This is a genomic window from Nocardioides sp. WJ219 (assembly GCF_058559815.1).
In genome coordinates, this window is record NZ_JBZUJV010000003.1 from 171,522 (window position 1) to 188,845 (window position 17,324).

Annotated in this window: 19 protein-coding genes; 7 read left to right on the top strand and 12 right to left on the bottom strand. The window is 73.9% G+C overall.

Annotated features, from left to right (window positions below):
- Window positions 1-174: 174 nt before the first annotated feature.
- From AC4MBH_RS08695 to AC4MBH_RS08705, 3 genes are read right to left on the bottom strand one after another with little or no spacing between them, the layout of a single operon-like run.
- Window positions 175-858, bottom strand: a complete 684-nt coding sequence (locus AC4MBH_RS08695; protein WP_491794423.1) for a response regulator — start codon at window positions 856-858, stop codon at window positions 175-177.
- Complete coding sequence (locus AC4MBH_RS08700; RefSeq protein ID WP_491794425.1) at window positions 855-2,042, bottom strand: sensor histidine kinase; 1,188 nt, start codon at window positions 2,040-2,042, stop codon at window positions 855-857. The genes AC4MBH_RS08695 and AC4MBH_RS08700 overlap by 4 nt, the downstream gene beginning before the upstream one ends.
- A gap of 53 nt (window positions 2,043-2,095) precedes the next feature.
- On the bottom strand, window positions 2,096-4,240 hold the full coding sequence (locus AC4MBH_RS08705) for an MMPL family transporter (protein WP_491794427.1): 2,145 nt from the start codon (window positions 4,238-4,240) through the stop codon (window positions 2,096-2,098).
- A gap of 345 nt (window positions 4,241-4,585) precedes the next feature.
- Between AC4MBH_RS08705 and AC4MBH_RS08710 the strand changes: the two genes are divergently transcribed.
- On the top strand, window positions 4,586-5,521 hold the full coding sequence (locus AC4MBH_RS08710) for a proline dehydrogenase family protein (protein WP_491794429.1): 936 nt from the start codon (window positions 4,586-4,588) through the stop codon (window positions 5,519-5,521).
- 11 nt (window positions 5,522-5,532) lie between these two features.
- Entirely contained in the window at window positions 5,533-6,369 is an 837-nt protein-coding gene (proC, locus tag AC4MBH_RS08715; RefSeq protein ID WP_491794431.1) for a pyrroline-5-carboxylate reductase, read from the top strand.
- 11 nt (window positions 6,370-6,380) lie between these two features.
- Here proC and AC4MBH_RS08720 read toward each other — a convergent pair whose 3' ends face one another.
- Window positions 6,381-7,343: an SDR family NAD(P)-dependent oxidoreductase gene (locus tag AC4MBH_RS08720; protein ID WP_491794433.1), complete on the bottom strand. Its 963-nt coding sequence runs from the start codon at window positions 7,341-7,343 to the stop codon at window positions 6,381-6,383.
- A 43-nt stretch (window positions 7,344-7,386) separates the two neighbouring features.
- Between AC4MBH_RS08720 and AC4MBH_RS08725 the strand changes: the two genes are divergently transcribed.
- Complete coding sequence (locus AC4MBH_RS08725; protein ID WP_491794435.1) at window positions 7,387-7,962, top strand: TetR/AcrR family transcriptional regulator; 576 nt, start codon at window positions 7,387-7,389, stop codon at window positions 7,960-7,962.
- A gap of 18 nt (window positions 7,963-7,980) precedes the next feature.
- On the opposite strand, the gene AC4MBH_RS08730 is transcribed toward AC4MBH_RS08725, so the two are convergent.
- Window positions 7,981-8,208: a hypothetical protein gene (locus AC4MBH_RS08730; RefSeq protein ID WP_491794880.1), complete on the bottom strand. Its 228-nt coding sequence runs from the start codon at window positions 8,206-8,208 to the stop codon at window positions 7,981-7,983.
- 109 nt (window positions 8,209-8,317) lie between these two features.
- Window positions 8,318-9,154, bottom strand: a complete 837-nt coding sequence (locus tag AC4MBH_RS08735) for a sigma-70 family RNA polymerase sigma factor (RefSeq protein ID WP_491794436.1) — start codon at window positions 9,152-9,154, stop codon at window positions 8,318-8,320.
- Window positions 9,155-9,277: 123 nt separating this feature from the next.
- On the opposite strand from AC4MBH_RS08735, the gene AC4MBH_RS08740 reads away from it, so the two are divergent.
- Window positions 9,278-9,640 (top strand): hypothetical protein, encoded by a 363-nt coding sequence (locus AC4MBH_RS08740; RefSeq protein WP_491794438.1) that lies wholly within the window; start codon window positions 9,278-9,280, stop codon window positions 9,638-9,640.
- Window positions 9,641-9,646: 6 nt separating this feature from the next.
- Here the strand turns inward: AC4MBH_RS08740 and AC4MBH_RS08745 are convergent, their stop codons facing one another.
- From AC4MBH_RS08745 to AC4MBH_RS08770, 6 genes are all read right to left on the bottom strand, one after another.
- Window positions 9,647-10,333 (bottom strand): TetR/AcrR family transcriptional regulator, encoded by a 687-nt coding sequence (locus AC4MBH_RS08745; RefSeq protein WP_491794440.1) that lies wholly within the window; start codon window positions 10,331-10,333, stop codon window positions 9,647-9,649.
- The gene (locus AC4MBH_RS08750; protein WP_491794442.1) at window positions 10,293-10,712 is read right to left on the bottom strand and encodes a DCC1-like thiol-disulfide oxidoreductase family protein; all 420 of its coding nucleotides are present in this window, start codon (window positions 10,710-10,712) and stop codon (window positions 10,293-10,295) included. The genes AC4MBH_RS08745 and AC4MBH_RS08750 overlap by 41 nt, the downstream gene beginning before the upstream one ends.
- 13 nt (window positions 10,713-10,725) lie before the next feature.
- Window positions 10,726-11,154, bottom strand: a complete 429-nt coding sequence (locus AC4MBH_RS08755) for a hypothetical protein (RefSeq protein WP_491794444.1) — start codon at window positions 11,152-11,154, stop codon at window positions 10,726-10,728.
- A gap of 106 nt (window positions 11,155-11,260) precedes the next feature.
- Window positions 11,261-12,253: a tryptophan--tRNA ligase gene (gene trpS, locus AC4MBH_RS08760; protein ID WP_491794446.1), complete on the bottom strand. Its 993-nt coding sequence runs from the start codon at window positions 12,251-12,253 to the stop codon at window positions 11,261-11,263.
- A gap of 167 nt (window positions 12,254-12,420) precedes the next feature.
- Window positions 12,421-14,112 (bottom strand): DUF885 domain-containing protein, encoded by a 1,692-nt coding sequence (locus AC4MBH_RS08765; protein WP_491794447.1) that lies wholly within the window; start codon window positions 14,110-14,112, stop codon window positions 12,421-12,423.
- A 10-nt stretch (window positions 14,113-14,122) separates the two neighbouring features.
- Window positions 14,123-15,400, bottom strand: coding sequence for a hypothetical protein (locus AC4MBH_RS08770; protein WP_491794449.1), 1,278 nt, complete (start codon window positions 15,398-15,400; stop codon window positions 14,123-14,125).
- Between the two features lie 19 nt (window positions 15,401-15,419).
- On the opposite strand from AC4MBH_RS08770, the gene AC4MBH_RS08775 reads away from it, so the two are divergent.
- The 3 genes from AC4MBH_RS08775 (at window position 15,420) to AC4MBH_RS08785 (ending at window position 17,309) form a co-directional block, all read left to right on the top strand.
- Window positions 15,420-16,607: an acetoin utilization protein AcuC gene (locus AC4MBH_RS08775; RefSeq protein WP_491794450.1), complete on the top strand. Its 1,188-nt coding sequence runs from the start codon at window positions 15,420-15,422 to the stop codon at window positions 16,605-16,607.
- Between the two features lie 135 nt (window positions 16,608-16,742).
- The gene (locus AC4MBH_RS08780; RefSeq protein ID WP_491794452.1) at window positions 16,743-16,943 is read left to right on the top strand and encodes a helix-turn-helix domain-containing protein; all 201 of its coding nucleotides are present in this window, start codon (window positions 16,743-16,745) and stop codon (window positions 16,941-16,943) included.
- Between the two features lie 264 nt (window positions 16,944-17,207).
- Window positions 17,208-17,309, top strand: a complete 102-nt coding sequence (locus AC4MBH_RS08785; RefSeq protein ID WP_008356322.1) for a 30S ribosomal protein bS22 — start codon at window positions 17,208-17,210, stop codon at window positions 17,307-17,309.
- Window positions 17,310-17,324 lie beyond the last annotated feature (15 nt).

Below are 17,324 nucleotides of genomic sequence, written 5' to 3' on the forward strand. Positions count from 1 at the left end.
GCGATCGAACGGGAACGACACACTTCGGCGGTCGAAAACTGTCGTTGCCGTGCGATCGCGCGGCAACGGCAACGGCAACGGCAAGAGCGGCCCCGGGCCCCGACGCGGCGGCGACGTCGAGCGGTCCGGGCTACGAGGCGAGCACGAGGGGGAGGACGTCCTCGACGGCGATGGTCACGAGCCCACCACCCCCGTCTCGTACGCCGTGACGACCAGCTGGGCGCGGTCGCGTGCGCCGAGCTTGAGGAACAGCCGCGAGACGTGGGTCTTGGCGGTCAGGGGCGACAGCACGAGCTCGGCGGCGATCTCCTGGTTGGACAGGCCGCGGCCGACGAGGGCGAGGATCTCGCGCTCGCGCGGGGTGAGGTCGGCGAGCCGGCTCTGGTCGGGCGCGACGGCGACCGGCGGGGTCGGCGCCGGGGTCCCGGCGGCGACGTAGGCCTCGATCAGCCGCTTGGTCACCCGGGGGGCGAGCAGCGCCTGGCCGTCGTGCACGAGCCGGACGGCCTCGATGAGCGCCTCGGGCTCGACGTCCTTGAGCAGGAACCCGGCGGCGCCGGCCCGGAGCGCACCGAAGACGTACTCGTCGAGCTCGAAGGTGGTCAGCACCACCACCCGGGTGGCGGCGAGCCGCGGGTCGGCGGTGATCCGGGCGGTGGCCTCGAGCCCGTCGACGCGGGGCATCCGGATGTCCATCAGCACCACGTCGGGCGCGAGCCCGACCGCCTGGTCGACCGCCTGGGCGCCGTCGACGGCCTCGCCGACCACCTCGATGTCGGGCTCGGAGTCGAGCAGCGCGCGGAAGCCGGCGCGGACCAGGGTCTGGTCGTCGACGAGCAGCACCCGGATCGGGGTCACGGGGCACCCACCGGCAACGACGCCGAGACCCGCCAGCCGCCCTCGGCGCGGGGTCCGGCGTCGAGCGTGCCGCCCACCGCGGCCGCCCGCTCGCGCATGCCGCGGACGCCGTGGCCCGCGCCGGTGCGGTCGAGCGGGGTGGGACCGACGCCGCCGTCGTCCTCGACCTCGATCACCACCACCTCGCGGGTGCCGTCGTCGCGGCGGGACACCCGCACCCGCGCCGTGGTGGGTCCGGCGTGCCGCAGCACGTTGGTCAGTGCCTCCTGGACGATCCGGTAGCCGGTGGCGCCGACCGCGGCCGGCAGCTGCTCGGCGTCGGGATCGATGCTCACGTCGAGGTCGACGCCGGCGGAGCCGAGGCCCCCGCGCAGGTCGTCGATCTCGGCCAGGCCCTGGGTGGGCAGCACGGGCGCCGCGCCGTGCGGGTCGTGGGGGTCGTCGTCCTGGCGCAGCAGCCCGAGCATCGCGCGGAGGTCGCCGAGGGCCTCGCCGCTCAGGTCCTTGATCGCCCGTAGCGTCTTCCGCGCCTGCTCGGGGTCGCGCTCGAGGAGGTGGGCGCCCACCCCGGCCTGCACGTTGATCGCGACCATCGCGTGGGCGACGACGTCGTGGACGTCGCGCGCGATCCGCAGCCGCTCCTCGCCGACCCGGCGCAGCGCCTCCTCCTCGCGGGTGCGCTCGGCCGACTCGGCGCGCTCGAGGAGCGCGGCGGTCGCCGTACGCCGGTCGTGCGCCGCGGTGCCGAGTGCCAACGGCACGACGACGAGGGCCAGGTTGCGCAGCGTGTCCCAGGTGAGCAGCCCGTGCGGGCTGTGGACCTGCAGGATGGCCAGGACGACGGGCATCCCCGCGGCGGCGGCGAGCAGCGCCGCCCGCCGTCCGTGCTGGCGGGCCAGCTCGAAGGCGCACACGACGGCCGGGATGCCGATGGTCTGGTAGATGCAGGCGGGCGTGACGAGCGCGAAGACCAGCACCATGGCGACCACGAACGCCGCCACGGGCCGGCGGCGGGCCGCCAGCACCGGCAGGGCGACCAGCACGATCGCGAGCACCGAGGTCGCCGACGGGTCGTTCTTGGGCGAGCGGTCGAGCTCGACCAGCATCGAGGTCAGGCACAGGACGAACGCGACCCCGTCGAGGACGGGATCGCGGTAGGTCCGCCACGACGACAACCGGGTCACCCTCCGACGGTAGCGGCGGGTGACCCGGTGGGGCGTCGTCCTGGGGGAGTACCTCAGGCGGGGACGGACTGCTTGTCGTCGTCGGCGGCGGTCACGACGGGCTCGCCCTCGCTGAGGCCGATCTTGTCGTGGACCCGGCGCAGCCACATCGGCGACCACCAGTTCCACTTGCCCAGCAAGCCCATCAGCGCCGGGACCAGCAGCGACCGGACGACGAACGCGTCGACCAGGACGCCGACCGCCGTCGCGACGCCGATCTGCTGGATGAAGGAGATCTCGCTCGTGCTGAACGCCCCGATCGCGACGGCCAGCAGGATCGCCGCGGCGGTGACGACCGACCCGGTGCGGCTCAGCCCGACGGCCACCGCCTCCCGCTCGGAGAGCCCGGACTCGCGGGCCTCCTTGATCCGCCCGAGCAGGAAGACCCCGTAGTCGGTGGACAGCGCGAACACGAGCGCCGCGGTCACCAGGAAGTCGGTGGGTTCGATGCCGCCGTTGGGCGTGTAGCCGAGCAGGTCGGTGAACCGGCCGTCCTGGTAGACCCAGGTGATCGCACCCAGCGCGACGCCGACCGTCAGGGTGTTCATCACGACCGCCTTCAGCGGCAGCACCACCGAGCCGGTCATCAGCCACAGCACCAGCACGGTGAGCAGCACCAGCAGCCCGGCGGCGAGGGGGAGCCCACCCGCGATCGCGTCCTGCTGGTCGATGAACTCCGCGGCGGGTCCGGCGACGAGCGCGTCGGTGCCGGTCTCCTCGGCGAGGTCGCGGACCTCGCCGACGACGGTCCGGGCGTCGTCGCCGGCGGCGTCGCCGCCGACCTCGAGGTCGAGCTGCCAGGTGCGCTCGTCGAGCGACACCGGCTCGGCCGGTGCGGTCACGCCGGGCAGCTCGGCCGCCTGGCGGGCGAAGTCGGACACGGCGGCCTCGTCGTCGCCGGTGATCGCGACCGTCACCGGCGTCGTACCGGTGCCGCCGTAGGACGTGGCGATCGTGTCGGAGACGATGCGGGCGCTCTGGCCCTCGGGCACGACGCTGGCGTCGATCGGCGTCCACTCGGCGCGCAGGGCCGGGGCGGCCAGGATCACCATGATCGCGGCGGTCGCCAGCGCGACGAGGCCGGGCTTGCGCATCACCGCGTGGGAGAGCCGGTACCACCGGCCGGCCGCGGCACCCTCGCCCGAGCGGCGCCGGCGGGCGAGCTTGGCGCCCCACAGGCCGAGGAGCGCCGGCGTGATGACCAGCGAGGCGACCGCGGCGACGACCGCGACGATCGCGCCGGCCATGCCCATCGACTTCAGGAAGCCCATCGGGAAGACGGTCAGCGTGGCCAGGGCGACCGCGACGGTGGCCGCGGAGAAGGCGACGGTGCGGCCGGCGGTGCGCATCGTGGTGAGCACCGCACCGAGGGTCGGGCCCTGACGGGCGAGCTCCTCGCGGTAGCGGGTCAGCAGGAACAGCGAGTAGTCGATCGCGAGCCCCAGTCCGAGGCCGATCACCAGGTTGAGCGCGAAGATGCTGACGTCGTAGACCTGGTTGACGCCGGTCAGCACCAGGAACGTGCCGAGCACGGTGGCGACGCCGACGACCAGCGGCAGCACGGCGCCGCGCCTGCCGAAGATCAGCAGCGCCAGGACGAGCAGGATCGGGAACGCCAGCGTCTCGGCGCGGGCGAGGTCGTCCTCGACCTGCCCCCCGATCTGGAGGCCGGCGACGGCGCCGCCGCCGACGGTCACCCCGGGGGTGTCGGCGAACGCGTCGATGGCCTCCTGGGCGACCTCCTCGTCCTCGGCCGCCGCCGCGACGGTGGCGACCACGAGGGCCGACGAGCCGTCGGGCGCGGCGCCGGCCGGCACCGCGGAGACGACGTGCTCGATGTCGGCGAGGCGCTCGGCCGCGGCGGTCACCGCCGCGTCGCCGGTGTCGGGTGGCGTCTCGACGAGCAGGACGATGCTGGGCGACGGCTCCAGGCCGCTGGCCGTCTCGATGCGCTCGACGGCGCGGACCGAGTCGGCGTCGCCGGGTGCGAACCCGCCGTCAGAGCTGAGCGCTCCGGCGACCGGGCCGCCGAACGCTCCGGCGGCGAGGATGAAGAGGAAGACGGCCACCAGGGCACGTCGTGGGTGGGCGTGGAGGGCGCCGATGGCGCGGGCCACGGGACGGGGGTCCGGGACGGGGAGGGTGGGTGCTGTGGACATGCCCCGAGCCTCGTCGCCGGACGGGGTCGGGCGCGTCGTGCTGCGGGAGTGGGTGCGGGTGTGCCCGTGGTGGGACCTACTCCCGGCGGCGTACGTCTGGGGGCATAGACGGCCCGGTCGGGTCGGCACCGAGCGGTGGTCTCGAGACGGCCGTGGCCGGCCTCCTCGACCACCGTCGGTGACCCACGCTGGTGGAGGAGGGCCGCCAGGCCCGTCTCGAGACCACCCCCGACGCTGGTCGAGCCGGGCGAGCGCCGGCGAGCCCGGGTCGAGTCCCGGCGAGGTGCGCTCGACGTCCGCGACCACCGTCGGGGGGTCAGGGTCCGCGACACGTAGCCTGGACCCATGTCCCTGCTCCGCCAGCCGATCCTGCTGCTCGCGCGCAGCGGCGGCGTCAAGAAGCTCGTCACCACGCTGCCGGTGACCTCCGGTGTCGTGACCGGTTACGTGCCCGGTGAGACCACCGCCTCGGCCGTCGACGCGACGGCGCAGCTGGTCGAGGACGGTCTCTCGGTGACCCTCGACTTCCTCGGCGAGGACACCCTCGACGCCGACCAGGCCGACGCCACCGTGGCGGCGTACGTCGCTGTGCTCAAGGAGCTCGCCGACCGGGGGCTGGCCCGCGAGGCCGAGGTGTCGGTCAAGCTGTCGGCCATCGGCCAGGCGCTGCCGGAGGTGGGCGACAAGCTGGCGCTGGAGAACGCCCGCACGATCTGCCGCGCGGCCCGCAACGCCGGCACCACGGTCACCCTCGACATGGAGGACCACACCACGACCGACCGCACCCTGGCGGTGCTGCGCGACCTGCGCAAGGACTTCCCCGAGACCGGCGCGGTGCTGCAGGCCTACCTGCGCCGTACCGAGGCCGACTGCCGCGCGCTCGCCCACGAGGGGTCGCGGGTGCGGCTGTGCAAGGGCGCCTACCACGAGCCCGAGTCGGTCGCCTTCCAGGACAAGATCGACGTCGACAAGTCCTACGTGCGCTGCCTCAAGGTGCTGCTCAGCGGCTCCGGCTACCCGATGATCGCCACCCACGACCCGCGGATGATCGCCATCGCCGCCTCCTTGGCCAGCCGCTACGGCCGCTCGCCCGGCACCTACGAGTACCAGATGCTCTACGGCATCCGCCCCGAGGAGCAGCGCCGCTTGGCCGCCCAGGGCGAGAGCGTGCGGGTCTACGTGCCCTACGGCGGCGAGTGGTACGGCTACCTGATGCGCCGGCTCGCCGAGCGGCCGCAGAACCTGACCTTCTTCCTGAGGTCGCTGGTCTCGAAGAAGTAGGTTCTCCCCCCATGGGCACCGACAGCGGCACGGGCACGGGGACGGACAAGCGGACGGCGATCATCGGGGCCGGCGTGATGGGCGAGACGCTCCTGTCGGGGCTGGTCCGGGCCGGACGTCGCGTCGACCGGTTGCTGGTGGGGGAGAAGCGCCCCGAGCGCGCCCTCGAGCTCGAGGAGCGGTACGGCGTCGCGGTCGTCTCCAACGTCGAGGCGGCGGCGCAGGCCGACACCCTGGCGCTGGTCGTCAAGCCCCAGGACATGGCCGACCTGCTCGACGAGATCTCCCCGTCGCTGCGGCCCGGGCAGCTGCTCGTCTCGCTCGCCGCCGGCATCACCACCGCCTTCATCGAGTCGCGGGTGCCCGAGGGCGTCGCCGTGGTCCGGGTGATGCCCAACACCCCCGCGCTCGTCGACGAGGGCATGGCCGCGATCTCGCCCGGCTCCCACTGCGACGACGCGCACCTGGCCGAGGCCGAGGGGCTGCTCGACTCGGTGGGCCGGGTGGTCCGCATCCCCGAGCGCCAGCAGGACGCGGTGACCGCGATCTCGGGCTCGGGGCCGGCGTACATCTTCTTCGTGGTGGAGTCGATGATCGAGGCCGGCGTCCACCTCGGCCTGCCGCGCTCCACCGCGAGCGAGCTGGTCATCCAGACCCTGGTGGGCTCGGCCAAGATGCTGCGCGAGACCGGCACCCACCCGGCCGTGCTGCGCGAGCAGGTCACCTCGCCCGGCGGGACGACGGCCTCGGCGCTGCGCGAGCTGGAGATCCACAGGGTCCGCGCGGCGTTCCTCGCCGCGATGGAGGCTGCCCGCAACCGGTCGCGCGAGCTGGCCGAGGGGTCCTGAGCGCCCGTCGATCAGGCGGCGCGAGCGGCCTCGACCAGCTCGACGGAGACGTCCCACAGGCGACGGGCGTCGTCGGGGTCGAGGGCGTGGGGGAGCACGCCGTGGATGCCCTGGAGCTCCTCGACGACCTCGGCCTCGTGGCAGTCCTCGAAGTAGCGACCCCCGACCCCGGCGACGAGCGGGGACGCGGCGAGGAGGACCGACGTGGCGGCCCCCTGCTCGGGGGTCTTCATCCGGAACATCCCGGCGGCCTCGGCCTGGCTGGCCTGCTGCTCGGCAGCGGCGCGCTTGTCGGCGTCCCAGTGCCGCTGCAGCGGGGTCCAGATGCCGCCCGGCATCAGGGCGTTGGCGGTGATGCCGTCGCCGGCCCAGCGACGGCTGGCCTCGACCGCGAACAGCGAGTTGGCCGTCTTGGACTGGCCGTAGGCCAGGCCCGGGTCGTAGTCGCGCCGCTCGAAGAAGAGGTCGTCGAAGACGATCGGCGAGGCGGCGTGGCCGCTGGAGGAGACCGAGACGACGCGGGCGTCGCCGGCGGCCGCCAGCGCGGCGTGGAGGCCGGTGGCGAGGGCGAAGTGCCCGAGGTGGTTGGTGCCGAGCTGCGTCTCCCAGCCCTGGGCGGTGGTCCCGCGCGGGGTGTCCATCACCCCGGCGTTGTTGACCAGGATCGCCAGCGGACCCTCCCAGGCGGCGGTGAAGGCGTCGACCGTGGTCAGGTCGGCGAGGTCGAGGTGCGCCACGGCGACGTCGTCGCGCCCGCTCGTGCGTGCGATGTCGTCGGCGACGCGCTCGCCCGCCGCGGGGTCGCGGACGGCGAGCGTGACCTGGGCGCCGGCGTGCGCCAGGGCCCGGGCGGTCTCGACGCCGATGCCCGACGCGCCTCCCGTCACGATCGCGCGGCGGCCGGTGAGGTCGACGTCGGCGACGACCTCGAGGGCGGTGGTGGTGTCGTCGAACGGGGTCTGGATGCGAGTCATGCCCCCAACGTACCAACTAGTTGGTTGGCTGTAGGCTCGGGGCGTGCGAGACGGCAAGCTGAGCAGGGAGCGGTTGCTGCGGGCGGCGACCGAGGAGTTCGCCTCCCACGGCATCGCGGGCGCCCGGGTCGACCGGATCGCCACCGCCGCCGGGGTCAACAAGGCGCAGATGTACGGCTGGCATGGGTCCAAGGACGGTCTCTTCGACGCGGTCTTCACCCACCACCTCGACCGGATCGTCGACGCGGTGCCGTTCGACGCCGACGACCTGCCGGGCTACGCGGTCGCGCTGTACGACTCCTACCTCACCGATCCCGAGCTGGTCCGGCTCGCGAGCTGGAACCGCCTGGAGCGGGTTCCGGTGGGCGCGCTGCTCACCGGGCACGCGTCGCTCACCGCGCCCAAGCTCGAGGCCATCGAGCGGGCGCAGGCGGCCGGACGCGTCGTCCCCGGCCTGCGGCCCGACGACGTCTACGCCCTGGTGATCGCCCTGGCCGGCACGTGGTCGCCGGTCAGCGCCACCTTCACCGCCTCGGCGGCCGACCCCGAGGCCGACCACCGGCGGCGTCGGTCCGTGCTGCGCGACGCCGTGGCCCGCGCGCTCGTGCCGCCCGGCTGACCTGGGACACGCTCCGCCTCAGTCCTCGGGCAGGTCGGCGAAGGTCTGCTTCATCTCGCGGTACCAGCCCAGCGACTTCTTGGGGTGGCGCCACCGCTTCTTCATCGCGTCGCGAGCGTCCTGGTGGGTGGCGTCGCCGGCCTTCTCCGCCTCCTTCAGGTGCCGGTCCTGGGCGTTGATGACGTCGTCGGCGCTCTCGCCCCGGTGCGCGAGGTCGCAGGGCCCTCCCAGCGCGCGGCAGGTCATGGTCTTCACGGTCGTCCTCCTCCTGTGCGGGCCGGCGGCGGGGTGCTGCCGCCGGGTCGGTCGGTGTGCTCCGTGGTGTTGACGATCGGGGGCGCCCGGGTGTGACCGGTCAGCCGCGGACGTCGCCGCCGTCGCGGCGTACGACGCGGGCCAGCACGTCGGGGTCGGCGCGGAACGTGATGGCGCGCACGAGTCCGTCGGCGACGGTGAAGTCGAAGACCACCCGGGCCGCCCCGCGGTTGAACCACGCCGCGGCCGGCCGGTCGCCGACGTAGACCGGGACCGCAGCGCTGGCGCTGCCGTTGAAGAACGCCGCCACCTCGCCGCGGCCGTCGATCCGCTCGGGGGTGCCGACCAGCACGGCGGCGTCGTCGGCGCCCACGACGGCGTCCGGGGCGAGGAGTCGCAGCAGCCGGTCGAACTCGCCGTTCCGGGCGGCGTCCATGAAGGCGTCGACGACCTCCCAGTCGGCCAGCCGGTCCTCGGGACGCGGCTGGGCGACCTTGGCCCTGGCCCGCGACGCGAGCTTGCGCGCGGCCGCCGGGTTGGTGTCGAGGACCGCCGCGATCGTGGGGAACTCGAAGCCGAAGCTGTCGTGGAGCACGAACGCGACCCGCTCGCGGGGCGTGAGCCGGTCGAGCACGACGTGGAGGGCGAGGCCGACGGTGTCGGCGAGGGCGACGTCGTCGGCGGGGTCGACCGCGGTCTCCTCGGGCTCGAGGTCCTCCACCGGGACGGGGGTGCGGGCCCGCAAGCGGTCCAGGCACAGCCGGGTGGTCACGGTCGTCAACCAGGCCGGGAGGCTCTCGATCTCGGTGTCCGTGCGGTGCAGGCGCAGCCACGCCTGCTGCACGACGTCCTCGGCCTCGGCCGGGTCGCCGAGCACCCGGCTCGCGATCCCCACCAGGCGCGTCCGCTCGCCCTCGAACACCTCGGTCTGGTCCACGGCCCCACCCTTCCACCCCGGCTCGGTCGTCTCCCTGACGTGCGGGCGCAGGCCGGTGTGACCGGCGCGGCTCCCTGCACGGCCGGGCCGTGTGGTCGCGACATCCATGGCAGGCTGAGCCCCGTGTCGTTCTTCGAGGCGCTCGGCGCCGTCCTGGACACCGTGGGTCGCTCAGGTGGTCGTCGCCCGCGCGAGGAGTTCGCCCTGGTCATCGGCCTGGAGGCCGCGACCAGGCGACACCGGTGGAAGCTCGTCCGCCGCGGCGACGGGCCGGCCCGCGACGTGGTGGTGACGTGGGTCATCGCCCCGGAGGGTGCCGAGAAGCAGGTCTCGCTCGGGGAGGTCGTTCCCTCGCTGGCGCAGTTCCTCGACTACGTCTCGGACGCCTCCCGCAAGGGCCTGCCGGAGCTGGTCGCCCGGATCGCCTGGGTCGGCGTCGACGGGGAGGCGCGGACGACCGTCATCACCTCCCGGCGTTCGATCTGAGGAGCCCTAGGAGCCGCCGCGCAGCCCCCGGACGACGGTGAGCAGGTCGTCGACGATGCCGCGGACGACGGGCAGCCGGGCGATCCGCACCAGGCGGCCGACGAGGGGTGCGACGCCGGCGACCAGCTCGCGGCTGCGGGCCTGGCCGGGGGAGCGGTCGTGCACCCAGAACAGCACCAGCCCCATCTGCAGCAGCCACAGCAGCTCGGGCAGCTCGTCCCGCAGCGCAGGGGCGACCTTGAGGTCGGCGCCCTCCACCACGGCGCGGTAGAGGCCGGTGCTGGCCTCGCGGGCCGGCTCCGACTCGGGGCTGAAGGGCGAGAGCGGGCTCGTCGGCTCGGCGGCGTTCTTGAAGAACTGGCCGGCGAAGCCGTGGCTGGGCGCGGCGACGTCGAGCCAGGCCTCGAGCACCCCCCGCAGCCGCGCCTCGAACGCCGTCTCGCGCGCCAGCACGGGTGCGGCGGCGGCGGCGTGCTCGGCCTGGATGCCGTCGTAGTAGGCCTGGATCAGGTGTTCCTTCGAGGCGAAGTAGTAGTAGGCGTTGCCCACCGACACCCCGGCCTCCTGGGCGATCGCCCGCATCGTGGTGGCGTCGTAGCCGTCACGGCGGAACAGCCGCATCGCGGCGTCGGCGATCGTGGTGCGGGTCTGCTCAGCCTTCTTGCCGATCCGCGTGGCTGCAGGTTCCGGCACAGTGGTCAGGGTATCCACCTCCCCCCGGACCAGTCCCGAGCAGATGACGGACGCCGGCCGCGGTCGCCGCGGCGCCCCTCGCCATCGGCAGCCACGCCGGGCGGGCGAGCCGCTCGGCCATCGTGCGGAACCGCCGGGTCGCCCACAGGCACATCACCCAGGCGTGCTCGTGGGTCCACACGGCCCCGCAGTCGCCGACCACGGTGATCTCGCGCAGCGTGCGCGCGTGGTCGAGGGTCGGGAACAGCGCACGCGCCTCCGGCGACCCCGCGGGCACCAGCCGCAGCGGCACCAGCACCGGCTGGACGACCAGCCAGTCCCGGAACCGCGAGCACAGCGGGCACCCGGCGTCGTAGAGGACGGTCAGGGCGCTGGTCACCTACCGCCGCCGCTCACCGGCCGGGGGCGGGGTGGATCGGCGCGCCGAACGGGGCGACGTAGCCCTGGGGCGGGACCGGGGCGCCGCGGAAGGAGTCCATCCGCTGCCGGCGGCGCATCGCGCTGAAGACCCACACGTTGAGGAAGTGGATGACGCCGAGCACCAGGGTGACGACGCCGACCTTGACGCTGAGCTGCTCGAGCAGGCCGCGCAGGTCGCCCACCTCGTCGCCGCTGCGCAGGTAGAGGCTCACGAACCCGAGGTTGATCAGGTAGAAGCCGACCACGAGCAGCCGGTTGACCGCGTGGGCGAGCTGGTCGCTGCCGGTGAAGACGTCCTCGAGGAACACCTGCCCGTGGGTGGACAGGGTGTGCGCCACCCAGATCGTGAGCGGGACGGCGATCAGCAGGTAGGCCACATAGGTGGCGACGGTCCAGTCCATGGTGGGGCTCCTGTGCGGGTCGGCAGTGTTTGAACGTGTTCAAGAAAGACCCTACCGCGTTCTTGAACGTGTTCAAACCCCGTGTCCGCGACGGATCGCCGGTCGATCACAGACCGATCGCGGCCGCCGCCGCAGCCAGCACCGGCGCGGTCACCGTGCGGGCGCGTTCCGCGCCCCGGTCGAGGACCGCGGCGACGTGCGCGGGGTCGTCGGCCAGCTCGGCGTACCGCCGCTGGACGGGTTCGAGGACGGCGACCACGGCGTCGGTGACGGCGCGCTTGAGCGCGCCGTACGTCGTCAGCCCCGCGGCCGACCCGCCGCAGGCCTCCAGCACGTCGAGCAGGTTGGTCACCCCCGGCTTGGCGACCCGGTCGCGTCGGACCGCCCCGGGTCCCACCTCGCCGTCGGTGACCGCGCGCGCCACCTTGCGGCGTACGACGTCGGGCGGGTCGAGCAGCCGCACCACCCCGGCGTCGCCGGCGGACGTCTTGCTCATCTTGCGCGTCGGGTCGGCCAGGTCCATCACCCGCGCCCCCACTGCCGGCACGACGGCCTCCGGGACGGTGAAGACCGGCCCGTAGGTGGTGTTGAAGCGGATCGCGAGGTCGCGGGTCAGCTCGAGGTGCTGGCGCTGGTCGTCGCCCACCGGGACCTGCTCGGGGCGGTAGAGCAGGATGTCGGCGGCCATCAGCGCCGGGTAGGTCAGCAGCGACGCCCGCGTGGACCGGCCGGCCCGGGCCTTCTCGCGGTACTGGACCATCCGGCCCAGCTCGCCGGTCGTGGCGACGCACTCGAGCAGGTAGCCCAGCTGCACGTGCGTCGGCACCCGGCTCTGCACGAACAGGGTGCTCTCGTCGAGGCCGACGGCCAGCAGCGTCGCCGCCTGCTCGGCGACCGTGGCGCGCAGCACCGCGGGGTCGTGGCGCACGGTGAGGGAGTGGAGGTCGGCCAGGCCGTAGAAGCAGTCGGCGTGGGCCTGCTCGGCGGCCATCGGGCGCAGCGCGCCGAGGTGGTTGCCGAGGGTGAGGTGGCCGGTGGGTTGCAACAGCGACAGCCGGCGCGGGCGGGTGGCGGTGGCGGTGGTGCTGGGTCGGGTCATGGCGGTGCTCCTGGGGTCGGGGTCGCCCACAGGTGCGTGCCGAAAAGCAGAACGGCCGCCCGAGGGCGGCCGGTTCTGGTGGGTGCGTCAGGGCATCCAGAGGGTGGTCCGCCGGGTCAGGCGGGCCACCACTGGGTCGAGCGCGTCGTCAGCACGCGCCGATCCTGTCACGGCAGCCGGGCGGCGACCACCTCGTCGAGCACGCCGAGCGGCAGCGAGCCCGAGTCGAGCACGGCGGAGTGGAACTTCCTGACGTCGAACGCCGCGCCCTGGCGGGCCTCGGCCTCGCGGCGGATCCGCTCGATCTCGACCCGGCCCACCATGTAGGAGCAGGCCTGCCCGGGGGTGACGACGTAGCGGTCGACCTCGGGGCGCACGACGCCCTCGGCGAGCGGGGAGTTTTCCACCATGTACTGCACGGCCTGCTCGCGGCTCCAGCCGAGCGCGTGGAGGCCGGTGTCGACGACGAGGCGGCAGGCGCGCATCGAGTCGGCGGCGTACATGCCCATCCGGTCGACGGGCGCGGAGTACAGCCCCATCTCGTCGGAGAGCCGCTCGGTGTAGAGCCCCCAGCCCTCGGCGTAGGCCGAGTTGTGGAGGTGCTTGCGGAACTCCGGGATGCCGTCGAGCTCGGCGGCGATCGCCAGCTGCAGGTGGTGGCCGGGGATGCCCTCGTGGAAGGCCATCGCCTCGAGCTCGAAGGTGCCCCACGAGCCGGGGTCGTCGATGTTGATGAAGAAGGTGCCGCCGCGGCTGCCGTCGCCGGCCGGCGGGAAGTAGAACGCCTTGGCGCCGGTCATCGTCGACTCGACGGTGCACGGGGCCTGGGGGAGCACCTCGAACCAGTCGGGCATCGCCGCCCACGCCCGTGCCATCGCGACCTCGGAGGCCTCGACGAGCTGCTCGCCGCGCTCGAAGTGGAGGGCGGGGTCGGTGCGCATCGCCGCGAAGATCTGGGTCAGGTCGTCGGTGCCGACGACGTCCGGGCCGAGCGAGCGGTACTCCTCGGCCAGCTTGGCCACGGTCGCCAGCCCGAGGTCGTGGATCTCCTGGGCCGACTTGTCGGTGGTCGTGTAGTAGCGCAGCAGCGCGGCGTACGACGCCTCGCCGTCGGGCAGGGCGCCCAGGCCGCAGCGGTCGTCGGGGCGGGCCTGCGGCAGCACCTCGTCGCGCAGCACGTCGCGGTAGACGCCCATCGCAGGCCGGATCTCCTCGGCGACGACGGCCTCGATGCGCTCGCGCCAGGCCGTCTCGTCGACGCCGGCCGGGGGAGCCGGCACCCGTCCGAGCACCGGGTCGTCGGCGACCGGCCCGGCGAGCACGGCGTCGATCTGGGCGACGGTGTCGGCCGCGGCGAACGCCGCCGGCGTCCGGCCCGCGGCCAGGCCCTCGCGGAACCGCTCGGCCTCCTCGCGGTAGCCGCGCGCCACCCCGCGCAGCTTGTCGACCAGCGCCTCGGCGACCTCGGCGTCGGGCAGGGCGAGCATCCCGGTGATGATCGGGACGACGACCTGGGGCCCGAAGATCGGGTCGGCCGCGATCTCGGCCATCCGGGCGGCCAGCCGGTCGGCCGTGGCGGTGGCCGTGTGGTGCAGCACCGAGCGGGTGATCCGCTCCTGGGGGTCGAGCGCGCCCGGGTCGATCGTCTCGGCGTCGTCGGCGAAGGTGCGCAGCGCCTCGATCTGCCGGTCCTCCGCCTCGCGGGTGGCGTCCTCGTAGAACGCCGCGTAGCGGTAGGTGCCGAGCAGGTGGGCGTCGGTGGGGTTGGTCTCGAGGTGGTAGTCCCAGAAGGCCTCGGCGAGGTGGGCGAGGTCGGTGCTGTGCTGGTCGGCGTGCTGGTCGGCGTGCTGGTCGCTCATGCTGCCGACCCTACGGCGGGTAGTCGCCGCCGCCCGGCAGCGGCGCGAAGACCACCAGCCACCAGATCCACCCCGCCTGGCCGATGATCCCGGCCACCACCCAGAACGTCGTGCGCAGCTGCCACCACCGCGGCTCGGGTCGGTGGGCGCCGACGAGCAGCACCGCCAGCGGGAACAGCGGCAGCAGGTAGCGGAAGATGCTGGTGTGGCCGTCGACGACCGCCACCAGGTAGAGCGAGTACGCCGCCGCCCAGACCCGCAGCCGCAGGTCGAGCCCGCCGCCGAGCCGGGGGACCAGCATCAGCAGCGCCAGGACCGTCGGCACCACGATCCCGAGCGCCGGCAGCACGAACACCTTGTCGTGGGTCTCCCACGCCCACGAGACCGTCTGGCGCCACGGCTCGAGCACGTCGATCGAGTCCTCGCCGCGCCAGGCGGTCATGGTGGCGGGGTAGGCGTCGCGGCGCTCGGCGCCGATCGCCGCGATGGTGGTCCACAGGGCGCCGGACAGGCCGGTGGCGCCGAACGCGCCGACCATCGCCACCTGCTCGCGGCGTCCGAGCGGGCGTTCGCCGCGGGCGCGCCACCGCAGCCACAGGGCGGCGACGACCACGACCACCAGCGGCAGCGCGATCGGCCGCGTCAACCCGAGCACCAGGGCGCACGCCCCCGCGAGCCACCACCGCTCGCGCACCAGCAGCAGCAGGAACGTGACGAGCAGCAGCATCGAGAACGACTCGGTGTAGGCCATCTGCAGCACCGGCGCGACCGGGCACGCCGCCCAGACCGCGACCGCCGCCAGCGCGACGTGCTCGGTCCGCGGGGTGCGGGGGAGCGTCTCGACCAGCAGCCGCGCCATCACCATCGCCGCGCCGAGACCCGCGACCAGCGACAGCAGTGGCGCGACCGTGGCGAAGTCGGAGCCGAGGACGGCGGCGACGAACCGGACGGCGTACGGGTAGACGGGGTAGAAGGCCCACGCGTTCTGCTCGACCCGGCCGTCGGGGCGCAGGGGCAGCTCGTCGGGGTAGCCGTTGTCGACGATCTCGCCGTACCACCGGGCGTCCCAGTTGAGGGTCAGGGTCAGGTCGTCCTCGGTCGGGCCCTCCACGCCCGGCTGCACCCCGGGGTAGAAGCCGGCCTGGTCGGCGGCCTGCTCCATCAGCAGCCAGGTCACCAGCCGCAGTGCCAGGTAGACCGCCGCGGCGCGGACCCACAGCGGCAGGCCGGAGACCGACGCGGGTCGGGTGGAGCGGCGGTGCTGGGTGCGCTCGGCCGTCCCGGTCATGGCGGTTAGTGTCTCAGGGATGCAGCGGCGTCCTGGCCCGGCCACCGTGGTCTTCGACCCGAGCCTGACGGCGTACGACTTCGGGCCGACGCACCCGATGGCGCCGGTGCGCGTCGATCTGACGATGCGGCTCGCCGAGGCGCTCGGGGTCGTCGGCCCGCGCCTGCTCACCGTCCCCGCGCCGATGGCCGGCGACGACCTGATCGCCACGGTCCACCAGGACCGGATGGTCGAGGCCGTGCGCCGGGCCGCGCCGGACGACCACGTCGGGCTCGGCACCGACGACAACCCGGTCTTCGACGGCATGCACGAGGCCAGCGCCCACGTCGTCGGCGCCACGGTCGAGGCGTGCCGGCGGGTCTGGTCGGGCGAGAGCCTCCACAGCGCCAACGTCACCGGCGGCCTGCACCACGCGATGCCCGACCGGGCCAGCGGGTTCTGCGTCTACAACGACGTCGCCGTCGGCATCCGCTGGCTGCTCGACCAGGGCGCCGAGCGGGTCGCCTACGTCGACGTCGACGTCCACCACGGCGACGGCGTCGAGGCCGTCTTCCGCGACGACCCCCGGGTGCTCACGATCTCGCTGCACGAGTCGGGTCAGTTCCTCTTCCCCGGCACCGGCGCCTCCGGCGACGTGGGCGGCCCCGGCGCCGAGGGGTACGCCGTCAACGTGCCGCTGCCGCCCGGCACCGGCGATGCCGGCTGGCTGCGCGCCTTCCACGCCGTCGTACCGCCGCTGCTGCGGGAGTTCGCCCCCGACGTGCTGGTCACCCAGCACGGCTGCGACTCCCACCGCGACGACCCGCTCGCCGACCTCGAGCTGACCGTCGACGGCCAGCGCGCGGCGTACGTCGCCCTGCACGACCTGGCCCACGAGGTCGCGGGCGGTCGCTGGGTGGCCACGGGCGGGGGCGGGTACGCCGTCGCCGACGTCGTGCCGCGCGCCTGGACGCACCTGCTCGCGGTGGTCGCCGGCGCCCCGCTCGACCCCCGCACGCCGGTCCCGGCGGCGTGGCGCCACCACGTCGAGGAGCTGCTGGGCACGCGCGGACCGGCCCTGATGACCGACCTCGACCTCGGGCCCGACGGGCCGCGCTGGCGACCCTGGGAGGACGGCTACGACCCCGGTTCGTGGCTCGACCGGAGCGTCCACGCGACCCGGGTAGCGGCCTTTCCGTACCACGGGCTGGACCCCGCGAGCTGGTAGCCACGCCGCCGGCTCACAGGTTTCACCGGCAAATCCTTCCCCACGCGTCACATCAGGCCCTATTGTCCTCTCGTTGCGCCCGTGTCATCACCGGTGGGGAAGCTGGTGGCGGATGCAGAAGAAAGCTGGTGCCCCATGAGCTCGTCCGGTGGCCTGTCCGACCCGAAGTTCCTCACGATCGCCGAGGTGGCCGCGCTGATGCGCGTCTCCAAGATGACCGTCTACCGACTGGTGCACGGCGGTGAGCTCCCGGCCGTGCGCGTCGGCCGTTCCTTCCGTGTCGCCGAGGAGGACGTCGACGAGTACCTGCGCAAGTCCTTCTACGACGCCGGCTAGCGGCCGGCCACCCCACGACATCCGACGCCGTCCGCACCCTGCGGTGGTGTCGAGACGGTTGCCAGCGCAACCTGCTCGACCACCGTGGGTCGGTGGCCCACGCGCGACCACCGTCGGTGACCCACGCTGGTCGAGGAGGGCCGCCAGGCCCGTCTCGAGACCACCGGCGACGCGGGACCGATTCCGCCGTGTGATCGTGCGGCCGTTAGGCTGGGCGCCTCGCCCGGGTCTTCCGGGTGCACTCGAACGTGGAAGTTGGTAGTCGTGGGTTCCGTCATCAAGAAGCGCCGCAAGCGCATGGCCAAGAAGAAGCACCGCAAGCTCCTGAAGAAGACGCGCGTCCAGCGTCGCAAGCTCGGGAAGTAGCGCAGGCTCCCTGCC

Coding starts and splice junctions, on each gene's coding strand:
- AC4MBH_RS08710 (WP_491794429.1), top strand. CDS start 4,586: ATGTCCCTGCTCCGCCAGCCGATCCTGCTGCTCGCGCGCAGCGGCGGC.
- AC4MBH_RS08780 (WP_491794452.1), top strand. CDS start 16,743: ATGAGCTCGTCCGGTGGCCTGTCCGACCCGAAGTTCCTCACGATCGCC.
- proC (WP_491794431.1), top strand. CDS start 5,533: ATGGGCACCGACAGCGGCACGGGCACGGGGACGGACAAGCGGACGGCG.
- AC4MBH_RS08730 (WP_491794880.1), bottom strand. CDS start 8,208: ATGACCTGCCGCGCGCTGGGAGGGCCCTGCGACCTCGCGCACCGGGGC.
- AC4MBH_RS08765 (WP_491794447.1), bottom strand. CDS start 14,112: ATGAGCGACCAGCACGCCGACCAGCACGCCGACCAGCACAGCACCGAC.
- AC4MBH_RS08770 (WP_491794449.1), bottom strand. CDS start 15,400: ATGACCGGGACGGCCGAGCGCACCCAGCACCGCCGCTCCACCCGACCC.
- AC4MBH_RS08775 (WP_491794450.1), top strand. CDS start 15,420: ATGCAGCGGCGTCCTGGCCCGGCCACCGTGGTCTTCGACCCGAGCCTG.
- AC4MBH_RS08705 (WP_491794427.1), bottom strand. CDS start 4,240: ATGTCCACAGCACCCACCCTCCCCGTCCCGGACCCCCGTCCCGTGGCC.
- AC4MBH_RS08755 (WP_491794444.1), bottom strand. CDS start 11,154: ATGGACTGGACCGTCGCCACCTATGTGGCCTACCTGCTGATCGCCGTC.
- AC4MBH_RS08720 (WP_491794433.1), bottom strand. CDS start 7,343: ATGACTCGCATCCAGACCCCGTTCGACGACACCACCACCGCCCTCGAG.
- trpS (WP_491794446.1), bottom strand. CDS start 12,253: ATGACCCGACCCAGCACCACCGCCACCGCCACCCGCCCGCGCCGGCTG.